Source organism: Sedimenticola selenatireducens, assembly GCF_007625115.1.
GTDB lineage: Bacteria > Pseudomonadota > Gammaproteobacteria > Chromatiales > Chromatiaceae > Sedimenticola > Sedimenticola selenatireducens_A.
The window spans coordinates 53379-64276 of record NZ_VMNH01000011.1; the positions used below are offsets into that span (position 1 = coordinate 53379).

Consider the following 10898-nt stretch of genomic DNA (forward strand, 5'->3'; position numbering starts at 1 on the left):
TCTCGACCTTAATCAGTCAGCAACTGAGCAATTCGATTTTGCAGTACCGGTATCACCTCCTGCTCAAACCAGGGGTTACGCCGCAACCAGAGATTATTACGCGGACTGGGATGAGGTAGCGGTAAAAAAGCTGGCCAATATTCTTGCCAATGCGCCACAGTTTGGGTGAGATTGGATTTACGCATCTCTTTTAGGTGGTAGGCCTGCGCATACTGCCCAATGGCCAGCACCAACTGAATATTTGGGAGGTGCGCCAATAAACGCTCATGCCATTGTTTCGCACACTCTGGACGAGGCGGCAGATCACCGCGCTGCCCTGTACCCGGATAGCAAAAACCCATCGGAATTATAGCAATACGTGTAGCATCATAAAATTGCTCACGATCAATGCCCATCCAAGATCGGAGGCGGTCTCCACTGGGGTCATTGAACGGTATGCCGGTTTCATGTACGCGTCTGCCGGGAGCCTGTCCCGCGATGAGAATGACGGCGCCTGGATCGGCGCGAAACACGGGATTACAACCAGCGGGAAGATGATCACTGCAGAGTGTGCAGTGCTTAATATCTTGGACGAGTGAGTTAAAGGCTGTTTTGCCCATTCTGCCAATCTCTACAAAGAAGTCAGTATCGACGATAACAACTCCAGAGAGAAATGTGTAGCGAGACAACACCCGGAAGTGGGTGCTGCCTCACTATGAAAGATGCAGTCGCAGTACGAGCTTAAAAGAAGCGTTACATTCCAACGGCGACCGGAGGAGTTGCCGTCTTGCTGCCCGCCATATTGGCCTGGAATATGGCTTTATGGACATCACCCAGACTGAGCATGCCCTGCAGCACACCCGCTTCAGCAACAGGAATGCGTCTGAACTTATGACGCACCATCGTGGTAGCGGCTTGCAAGATGTGTTGATTTGGGGAAACAGTAATCACATCGGTCGCCATAAGATCTGACACCTTAAGATTCACCACATCTTTGTATTTATCCATCATGTTGGAATAGTCACCCGCACCCAAACCATCAGACATCATATCCTCAAGGGTTGGGAACAAACGGTGGAACACATCTTTCTCGGCAATAAAGCCGACCATCTTCTCACCTTCCATCACGGGTAATCCACTGTAGCGATAGAGACACATCAGTGAAACGACTTCCAGAAGACCGGTATCCGGAGTAACTGTCCGTGGGGACTTGGTCATTATCTCTTTAACCTGCATATCATCATCCTCCAATTAATCAGCACAACATCGGTTGTTAAATGCAACCCGTTCCAAACTACTGCGCTGTTGTTATTGTTATTACTAACGACGTATGACTACCTACAAAACCGACTCTCTTCACGCTATGAATGAGGTGATAAACAGCGGTTTTCACTTTCCGTCAGTATCGGCCTGAAACAGGGCTGACCCTAGTAATCGCTGATTTATCACCCCTTTGTCCACCCGGATTGTCTTTATGTGGTCATAAAATGCGGGGGATATATTATTAGATTTTTGTAATATACTCTCAAATTCCCAACAAAATCTGCTCACCTTCCATGCGCACTGGATAATTCCTCGTACAACCCACATCCGGCGCAACTGCTTCGCCATTTTCCAATTCAATCACCCAGTTATGCAGCGGACAGGTCACACGATGACCGTGCAAGATACCTTCCGACAGAGGTCCTTGCTTATGCGGACAGCGATTGGAAAGTGCAAAAACCGTATCATCTGCCGCGCGAAAGACAGCAATCTCGTCATCCTTGGTTTGAACTACCCGCGAACCTAATCGCGGGATCTCTGACAGACGCCCAACTTCGACCCATTTTTCAGTCATTACTGCAGACATATCACTCTCCAAGCTTTTTCATTGGTGTAAATTCATGTGCTTCAGCACCCTTGGCGCGAGCAGTCCAGGGGTCATGCTGCGCCACATCCTGGGAATCAACAAAGCGACGACGCAACTCCTTTCTTCCAACCGCATCCTCTACAACACGCTTTTTGATATAGGAGAGGCCTATACGTTCAACCCAGGGTGCTGTGCGTTCCAGATAACGCGCCTCTTCTCTATAGAGCTGAATGAAAGCGGTGCAGTACTCCATCACTTCTTGTTCTGTATTCACACGACACAACACATCAGTCGCCCGAACCTTTACGCCACCATTACCACCAATATGTAACTCATAACCGGAGTCGACACAGACAACACCAAAATCTTTGATTGTCGCTTCAGCACAGTTTCGAGGACAACCTGACACGGCCATCTTGAATTTATGCGGCATCCATGAAGCCCAGGTCGCCTCTTCCAATTGCATGCCGAGCGAGGTTGAATCCTGTGTACCAAAACGACACCAGGTTGATCCCACACAGGTTTTTACCGTGCGTAGCGCCTTACCATAGGCATGTCCTGAAACCATTCCACGATCGGTAAGAAACTCCCACATTGCCGGTAGATCTTCCTTTTTTACTCCCAGCATATTGATACGCTGCCCGCCGGTGAAATGAACTTCACCCACGTTAAATTTCTCCGCAGCTTCGGCAATGGTGCGCAACTCATGGGGTGTAGTACGTCCACCTAAAATTCTTGGAATAACAGAGAAGGTGCCATCTTTTTGAATATTGCCATGTACCCGCTCATTAATAAAACGTGACTGCGCATCATCCTTTGCCTTACCTGGCCATGCTGATATCAGATAATAGTTGATCGCTGGCCGACACACATGGCAACCATCCGGTGTACGCCAATCCATTTTGTCAAAAACGGCTTGTTTATCCATCAGTTCATATTCACGAATCGTTGAACGAACCTGATCATGGGTAAACTCAGTACATGCACAGAGTGGCTTGGCTTCTGGTGCAGAATAATCACCACCCAGAGTATTTGCCAAAATCTGTTCAACCAATCCGACACAAGAGCCACAAGAAGCACCCGCTTTTGTATGGGACTTCACCTCATCTACAGTAAAGAGGCCTTCGCTGGTAATGGCCTTAACGATGTCACCTTTGCAAACCCCATTACAGTCACACACCTGCGCGGCATCACTCATGGCAGAGGCTTGCGTCTCACCCCCATGCCCTGAACTACCAAGATGGGCTGACTGCCCAAATAGCAGGCTCTCACGCATATCAGAGATATTCGTCCCTTCACGCATCAACTGGAAATACCAGGCACCATCAACGGTATTACCGTATAGAACAGCGCCACTGATACGATTATCCTTTATCACCAGCTTCTTGTAGGTACCTCCTGCGAGATCCTGAAAAACAATCTCTTCCGTGGTGTCATCGCCGTGAAAATCACCGGCTGAAAAGAGATCAATACCAGTTACTTTTAATTTCGTTGAAGTAACAGAACCCTCATAGCGTCCATAGCCCAACTCGGCAAGATGATTGGCACACACCTTGGCCTGCTCAAATAAGGGTGCGACCAATCCATAACAGGTTTCACGATGTTGCACACATTCACCCAATGCATAAATCCGAGGGTCGTAGGTCTGCATGGTGTCATTCACCACCACACCCCGTTCACAATAAAGGCCTGCCTTTTTAGCGAGTTCAATATTGGGGCGTATACCCACAGCCATCACGACAAGATCGGCTTTAACAATCGAGCCATCTGCAAAACGAACACTTTCAACGCGCTTATCACCCAGGATAGCATCCGTCTGCGCCCCCATCAGGAAATGCATACCGTTCTCTTCCAGTGAACGCTTCAGCATAGCGCCTGCAGCGGCATCAAGCTGTCGCTCCATCAGCGTATCCATCAAATGAACAACCGACACTTCCATGCCCTGTTTAATCAGTCCATTCGCTGCTTCAAGTCCCAGCAAACCACCACCAATGACAACGGCATTCTTGTACTGTTTTGATGCTGCCAGCATCTGCTCAACATCATGAATATCCCTGAAGCTTATAACACCCTCAAGATCAGCCCCTGGCACAGGAATAATGAAAGGTGAAGAGCCAGTAGCCAGTAGCAATCGATCATATTCGGCTTCACTGCCATCCGCCGTAATCACCTTACGTTTGACGCGATTGATCTCCACTACAGGAGAACCGGCATGCAGAGTAATACTGTTTTTGTCATACCACTCTCTTTTATTGAGTACGATCTCCTCAAACTTTTTCTCACCGGCTAACACAGGAGAAAGCAGGATGCGATTGTAATTAGGATGAGGTTCAGAACCGAAGACAGTGATGTCATATTTATTGGGCTCCAGCTTCAACAACTCTTCAAGGGTTCTAACCCCCGCCATGCCGTTTCCAATCAATACCAATCTCTCTTTCATGCGATGCCTCTTTACATTCCGGGTCAATGACCAACTAATTCAATGACTCCCTTTCTGCAACGCTTATGCCAACTTAGAAAAAACCATCAACCGCTCCATTCACAGGGCCATACATAATGTTTTACAACGTAGAAATGATTCATCATGGTGCTGAAACAAACATTTTTGCACCGAAAAAACGCATGCCCCGAGCAAAGATAAATCCCTGTTCACTAAAAGGGCAATAAACCTAATATTTGCCCCTTCGCAGTGCAAAATAGATTGACCAACCTCAAGAAATATTACTTTTAACCTGTAAATACAATGGGTTAAAAAATTGGCATAAGCAGTGCAATAGCAAAGAAAAGTTTTTTACCGCTTTGGAGCACAGTAATGTCAGATAACAAAATAAGCCTCTTGTCTTTCTCAGGGAAAATACGAACGCTACATCTTACCTGGTTTGCCTTTTTCCTCTCCTTCATGGTGTGGTTTAACCATGCCCCATTGTTGGCATCCATTCAACAAACATTGGGGCTTTCCGCACAGGAGGTGAAAGCGCTATTGATACTAAACGTGGCACTCACTATTCCTGCTCGCATCATCATTGGCATGCTGGTAGACAAATTCGGGCCACGCATTGTTTACTCATTACTCCTGTTTGTTTCGAGTTTTATCTGTTTTGCATTCGCCCTGGCAGACTCTTTTGAAACACTGGCCATCACGCGCTTCTTACTTGGCTTTGTTGGTGCAGGATTTGTCATCGGTATACGGATGATTGGCGAGTGGTTTCCAGCCAAACAGGTCGGATTGGCCGAAGGTATTTATGGAGGATGGGGTAACTTTGGTTCAGCCGCTGCAGCGCTCTCTCTTCCAACGCTCGCTCTGTTTTACGGTGGTGATGAAGGATGGCGGTATGCGATTGCTACGACGGGTGTGATTACGCTGATTTACTCCATCATCTATTACAGACTTGCGCGTAACACGCCTAAAGGATCAACCTATTTCAAGCCGAAAAAAACGGGTGCAATGGAAGTCACCAGCAAAGGCGATTTCTTTTTCTACCTGCTGATGAACATCCCGATGTACGCCGCACTGGCCGTTCTAACCTGGAAGCTGAGCCCCGCTAATCTCGGCATGTTGAGCGAAACCGTTAGTTATGGCATCTACGCAGGCCTGGTTGCTCTCTACGCATACCAGACATCCCAGGTATGGCGTATTAATGGCCATATCTTTAAAGAGCCTGTAGCGGAGATACACCGCTATAAATTTAAACAGGTCGCTATTCTGGATGTCGCCTATCTGGTGACTTTTGGATCTGAGTTAGCCGTTGTATCCATGTTGCCACTGTTTTTCAAAGACACCTTTGATCTCTCACTGATTCAGGCTGGACTCTTAGCCTCTGGCTTTGCATTTATGAATCTGCTGGCGCGACCCACAGGAGGATTGTTTAGCGATAAATTTGGTCGGAAGAGATCACTTACCATCCTGATTGGCGGTTTGGCTGTCGGATATATCGTACTCAGTAACATCACTTCCGAGTGGCCCATTGCACTGGCTGTGCTCGCTACCATGGCTTGTTCGTTCTTTGTGCAGGCGGGTGAAGGTGCGGTATTTGCCATTGTTCCACTGGTTAAACGCCGCATGACAGGTCAGGTCGCCGGTATGGCAGGTGCTTATGGTAATGTAGGTGCGGTGCTATTCCTGACAGTATTCTCTTTTGTAACGCCCTCAGCATTCTTTCTGGTGATTGCTGCCGCTGCTATTGTTACCCTGGCGGCTGTACAGTTCCTTGATGAACCCGAAGGACAAACAGCAGAAGTGATGCCAGACGGCACTGTTCAGATGATTGATGTTAGTTGATAGTGTAGATTGCGACGAGCATGCTTTATGCTCGTCGCATACCAGAATGTAAACGAGGGATCTTCATGTCATCCACCCTGGTAATTGATTACGCTTGCTGCACTGAAAAAGGCGTAAAACAGGAGAATGCAGATGCCGCAGATGCCCGCATTCCTCCTGGCGATTTGCTATTAAGCAAAGGGGTCGCCGCTGTAATTGCCGACGGCATGAGTAGTAGCGAAGGGGGGCACGAAGCCAGTCAAATTTGTGTCACGGGTTTTCTAAACGACTATTTCAGCACACCTGAATCATGGAGTGTGAAAACTTCCGCCAGTAAAATTCTGAGTGCATTAAATACCTGGCTCTGCGGACAGGGCCAAAGCCGCTACGATTCACCAAAGGGAATGGTCACCACCATCAGTGCGGCCGTTATCAAATCAACCACTGCACATCTTTTCCATGTAGGCGATAGTCGAATATATCTCTACCGAAACAACTCCCTGGAACAATTAACACGCGATCATCGTGTCTGGGTTTCTAAAGAGCAGGATTTATTGGCTCGAGCAATGGGAATCGATACCCACCTTGAGATCGATTACCGCTCCGTTTCACTCTACTCAGGGGATCTGTTGTTTTTTTCAACGGATGGTGTGCACGACTTCCTGACTGATCGTCAGATACAAAAACTGATTGAAGAACATTCCAGCAATGTACAGCAAGCTGTTAAACTTATTACCAGTAGCGCATTAGAACAGGGCAGTACGGATAACGTTACATGCCAACTTGTCAAGATCATCTCCCTTCCCAGTGAAGATGTTGACGATATCTATCAGCGGGTTACTGAGTTACCCTTCCCCCCCAATCTAAGACCCGGAATGAACATTGATGGATACGAGATCATTCGGGAAATCCATGCCAGCAAACGCAGTGAAGTTTATTTGGCAATCAATAGTGAAACAGGGGCGCAGGTCGCATTAAAGACGCCTTCAGTCAACTTTAATGATGACCCTGAATTCCTAAATGGATTTCTAAACGAAGAGTGGGTGGGTAGGCGTATCAGCAACCCCCATGTACTCAAAGTCTATGAACCAAGACGCCGACGCTTCCTCTACCATGTCACAGAATATCTTGATGGCCAGACACTCAGACAGCGTATGGATGATGTCGGGCAAATGAGTCTGGAAGAGATGCGGGAATACTTAGTTCAGATGATTGATGGTATCAGGGCCTTTCATCGAATGGAGATGGTCCATCAGGATCTGAAGCCTGATAATATGCTGATCAATAAAAACGGCATCCTTAAAATCATCGATTTTGGTTCTACACGCATTGCGGGGGTGCAGGAGATCCGCAGTAACCTTGACCGCTCAACACCACTCGGCACCATCAATTACACTGCACCGGAATACCTCTCCGGCGAGCCGGGCAGTAATCAGTCAGATATCTTTTCTCTGGCTATCATCGCCTATGAGATGCTGACAGGTCAGTTGCCCTATGGTGACAATGAAAAACCGCTTCCTGTCAAAAAGATGCACTATCAACCCGCGAACAATCATAATTCCGCCATCCCTGCATGGATTGACGGCGCGCTCAAGAAGGCAACCCACCCAACCCCTGGCAAGCGCTATGAAACGCTTTCAGAGTTCATCTATGACATGACCCACCCCAATGCTGAACTGGTCGACACAAGCCCAAAACCCTTGTTGGAGAAGCGGCCGGTACTCTTTTGGCAGATGATTGCAACAACCTTACTGCTAGCAAACCTTATTACGCTCTATTTTCTGCTTGCAGATTGATATAAAACCACATTACGCTGTCTATCAATGAGGCCCATAAAAACTAACTAAAGTTGTTTTTATGGGCTAAACACTTAAGAGCCGGCTACCGGCCACGATGTATTGCCAATATGGGAGGATAATCCATGGCTAACCGACTAGTGCGGGTATTTGCCCTGTTCTGTTACTTACTGTACAGCTTTAACGCTATCGCCAACGCTAATGCAGTTACCCCAGGAAAGATCACTGGCGGCAAACAATCCGAACATCCAGATTGGTTTAAAGAGAGTTTTCTGGATATCGCAGGCGATGTTGAAGAGGCTACTGAAGCTGGAAAACATGTCATCCTTTTCATGCACCTGAATAACTGCCCTTATTGCGCCAAGATGGCCGATGAAAATTTTGCTCACGCGCCCTATACACCCTTCATCCGTGAACACTTTGACGTCATCCAGATCAACATCAAGGGTGACCGTGAAGTAGCCTTTGATGCCAATACCAGCCTCAGTGAAAAGGAATTGGCAAGGACACTAAAAGTTCGATACACACCGACCATTCTGTTCCTGAACAAAGAGAACAAGACCGTACTGAGACTTAACGGTTATCGATCAGTACCCGCGTTTAAACATGCCTTGGATTATGTTCAACAGCAAGCCTATCTGAAAACTTCGCTCAGTCGCTTTATTGAAGACCAACAGACAACGCCTGTTTATGCGTTTCGTGATCATCCCATGCTGAAAAATATCAGCGACCTAAAGTCTGTAGCAAGTGAGCCATTAGCGATTCTATTTGAAGACAGTAGCTGTGATGCCTGTAACGAACTGCATGATGGACATCTGAAAAATCCAGATACACTCAAGATCTTGGAGGATTTTAATTTTGTGAGACTGGATGCAAATGCTGAAGACTCCCTTATCGACCCCGAAGGAAACAAGACCACTGCAAAAGCATTCGCAGAAAAACTGGGGTTAACCTATCGCCCCGGAATTGTACTTTTTGATAAAGGAAAAGAGATCAGCCGCATCGATGGACTGCTCTACACCTATCACTTTCAAGAGGTGCTGCGTTATGTAGGCGAGCGACACTACATCAAGTATCCGAAAAACTTTTATGATTACTTAGGTGTTCGTACTGAAGCGATACTAAAATCGGGGAAGAGTATTGATCTTTCAAAGTAGTCAAACTAACGAATAAATCATTTGTTTAGCTTGTCCAGATTATTTTTATCAAATTCAGGCAGTAAATAGTTATTCATGAGGCAAAAAAAGCCCCGGGTTACGGGGTTTTTTCATTACTGAGGATATTCAAAACTCTGTGTCAGTCCCGCCCATACTTCAACGACTGGGTATTAATGCAGATTCGTGGTTGTCACTTACCCAACAGTTTGAGTCACACTTCTCCACATTCGCCGGACGAGCGAATGATATTCGACAGGCCAGTCAGTCCAGAGGGCAATCCTGGGGTCATGATATTGGCTCAGCCAGGCAAACTGTTCGGCCCCGGAAACTCAAGGCAGTCAATCCACTGTGATTTATGCATGCTATAACCTTGGCAGGGTGGTGTACGACCGACTTGCCCAGTTTCCTCTCTATAGCCTCACCACTCGACTTTTGATCTATCAAATAGCCTGTTCTGGGGACCTTGCTAGACGAAACATCGGAAGTGAAGCAGTGCTTTAGCTTTTCTTCAATTAATGAGTGTCTCTGACCTTTTCGGGGAAAGTTTACGGAAAACGGCTCAAGGTACCGTGCTAGCGCCTTGGGCCGTTTTTTTAAGCGGATAGCATCGAGTCAGATGACGGTGACTCGGGGCCTGCTCATCATCAAGTCATATTGCTTTGGCGTGTTCTGAGAGATCCCATAACGGCCAGCCCGAGTCCCAGCAGCAAAAGAGGCGCTGGAGCAGGAACCGGGTTATTGGGGTTGACTACCACATTTGCACCTACGCCAGTTGTGAAATTATCCCAGCTGGTGATGCCGCCAGGATCAGTTCCCGACACGCGTAGTGCCGAAATGAATGTTGACGTGTCAAAAACAACACCAAAGAACTCACGGTCACCACTACCGGGTGTGGACTGTAGACTGAACGTAGTAACGACGTTGGTAAACGCGTCGGTCAAGTAGAGATCCATGGTGCCACCGTCGTTGTCATAGACGTCAAATCCGACGGCATTGACGAAACTCGGAAAGGTGACATCAAACTGGATGAAAGGTGCGCTATTACGGCGCCCATAAACATCGCTGCCCGTCCAGCTAATGGAGCTTCCGTTGCCCGTCTCGCTGTAGGTGAAGCCGGCAGGAGTGGTGAATGGTGCGCTGCTGTTTGTTCCGGTCAAGGTATCAATCTGGAACGACTGCAATTCCGCTTCCCAAGCAGTACGCGCTTCGGCAGGAGTCATAGTGACTGCCCCTGAAGGATCACTTGAACCCTGGAAAATCAGTGGTATAGCATTGGCGTTGGCGGCAGCCATTAGAACCGCCAAAGCACCAAGCAACCGGATTAAATTCTTTTTCATTATTAGAGAAGCTCCCATTTGTTTAGTTGAGTTATGTATGCCAATTTCCGTATAGTCAGTTACTTAAGCGTAAGCGAAATTCATGCCATAAATCTTAAATGTCGAATAATCAATATCTTAAGAGCCATATGTCACGGGCCTTGAGATTCAATGTAAAAAAACCTGACATTCTTAGTATTATAGGGGTCAGATTAGAGGGGTCAGAGCCGAATGGCACTTACTTAAGCTTTTTAGGGTGGCCATTTAACTGTATCTCTGCCCGACTATATTGCCTGGGTTCTGTGAGTAGTTTGTAAGGTTTTGGCCTTCGTTTGATTGCTCTTGGCTCTATACGCCCCGATCGCTTTCCAACCTGTTTCTGGGCGATCAGAATATAAATCTATGGGGTCAGACTCGATTGATATTCAGCGCCCGCCTGCAGGGTGATCTCATTGGCACTGAGGGTGCTGGCCTGGACCGAGCGGGTGGTGCTGCGGGTCTCATCGATACTGGTGGAGGAGGAGAAAAAGCCGCTGGATTTGA

9 protein-coding genes and 1 pseudogene are annotated in these 10898 nt (G+C 47.4%); 4 read left to right on the forward strand and 6 right to left on the reverse strand.

The genetic code is table 11. The features are described from left to right. Positions 1-8: 8 nt before the first annotated feature. The 4 genes from FHP88_RS10840 to nirB form a co-directional block, all read right to left on the reverse strand. Complete coding sequence (locus FHP88_RS10840) at positions 9-599, reverse strand: uracil-DNA glycosylase family protein (protein ID WP_144359095.1); 591 nt, start codon at positions 597-599, stop codon at positions 9-11. A gap of 133 nt (positions 600-732) precedes the next feature. Continuing rightward, entirely contained in the window at positions 733-1197 is a 465-nt protein-coding gene (locus FHP88_RS10845) for a CBS domain-containing protein (protein WP_260843251.1), read from the reverse strand. A gap of 307 nt (positions 1198-1504) precedes the next feature. After that, entirely contained in the window at positions 1505-1828 is a 324-nt protein-coding gene (nirD, locus tag FHP88_RS10850) for a nitrite reductase small subunit NirD (protein WP_260843252.1), read from the reverse strand. A 1-nt stretch (position 1829) separates the two neighbouring features. Continuing rightward, positions 1830-4268, reverse strand: coding sequence for a nitrite reductase large subunit NirB (nirB, locus tag FHP88_RS10855; RefSeq protein ID WP_144359097.1), 2439 nt, complete (start codon positions 4266-4268; stop codon positions 1830-1832). 372 nt (positions 4269-4640) lie between these two features. Here nirB and FHP88_RS10860 point away from each other — a divergent pair, with 372 nt between their 5' ends. The 4 genes from FHP88_RS10860 to FHP88_RS19150 all read left to right on the forward strand — a co-directional run bounded on the left by FHP88_RS10860 (position 4641) and on the right by FHP88_RS19150 (position 9391). Beyond that, positions 4641-6107 (forward strand): NarK family nitrate/nitrite MFS transporter, encoded by a 1467-nt coding sequence (locus FHP88_RS10860; RefSeq protein ID WP_144359098.1) that lies wholly within the window; start codon positions 4641-4643, stop codon positions 6105-6107. Positions 6108-6172: 65 nt separating this feature from the next. Beyond that, positions 6173-7882, forward strand: coding sequence for a bifunctional protein-serine/threonine kinase/phosphatase (locus FHP88_RS10865; protein ID WP_144359099.1), 1710 nt, complete (start codon positions 6173-6175; stop codon positions 7880-7882). A gap of 125 nt (positions 7883-8007) precedes the next feature. Further along, entirely contained in the window at positions 8008-9039 is a 1032-nt protein-coding gene (locus tag FHP88_RS10870; RefSeq protein ID WP_144359100.1) for a thioredoxin family protein, read from the forward strand. A gap of 136 nt (positions 9040-9175) precedes the next feature. Further along, positions 9176-9391, forward strand: a complete 216-nt coding sequence (locus FHP88_RS19150; protein ID WP_186297690.1) for a hypothetical protein — start codon at positions 9176-9178, stop codon at positions 9389-9391. A gap of 292 nt (positions 9392-9683) precedes the next feature. Here FHP88_RS19150 and FHP88_RS10875 read toward each other — a convergent pair whose 3' ends face one another. Together FHP88_RS10875 and FHP88_RS19365 are read right to left on the reverse strand one after the other, a co-directional pair. After that, positions 9684-10376 carry a hypothetical protein gene (locus FHP88_RS10875; protein ID WP_144359101.1) on the reverse strand — a complete coding sequence of 231 codons (693 nt, stop codon included), beginning with the start codon at positions 10374-10376 and terminating at the stop codon, positions 9684-9686. A 217-nt stretch (positions 10377-10593) separates the two neighbouring features. Further along, positions 10594-10755 (reverse strand): annotated as a pseudogene (locus FHP88_RS19365) (IS4 family transposase); the annotation flags it as partial. Positions 10756-10898: the final 143 nt, after the last annotated feature.

Coding starts and splice junctions, on each gene's coding strand:
- FHP88_RS10865 (WP_144359099.1), top strand. CDS start 6,173: ATGTCATCCACCCTGGTAATTGATTACGCTTGCTGCACTGAAAAAGGC.
- FHP88_RS10840 (WP_144359095.1), bottom strand. CDS start 599: ATGGGCAAAACAGCCTTTAACTCACTCGTCCAAGATATTAAGCACTGC.
- FHP88_RS10845 (WP_260843251.1), bottom strand. CDS start 1,197: ATGACCAAGTCCCCACGGACAGTTACTCCGGATACCGGTCTTCTGGAA.
- FHP88_RS10860 (WP_144359098.1), top strand. CDS start 4,641: ATGTCAGATAACAAAATAAGCCTCTTGTCTTTCTCAGGGAAAATACGA.
- nirB (WP_144359097.1), bottom strand. CDS start 4,268: ATGAAAGAGAGATTGGTATTGATTGGAAACGGCATGGCGGGGGTTAGA.
- FHP88_RS10870 (WP_144359100.1), top strand. CDS start 8,008: ATGGCTAACCGACTAGTGCGGGTATTTGCCCTGTTCTGTTACTTACTG.
- FHP88_RS10875 (WP_144359101.1), bottom strand. CDS start 10,376: ATGAAAAAGAATTTAATCCGGTTGCTTGGTGCTTTGGCGGTTCTAATG.
- nirD (WP_260843252.1), bottom strand. CDS start 1,828: ATGTCTGCAGTAATGACTGAAAAATGGGTCGAAGTTGGGCGTCTGTCA.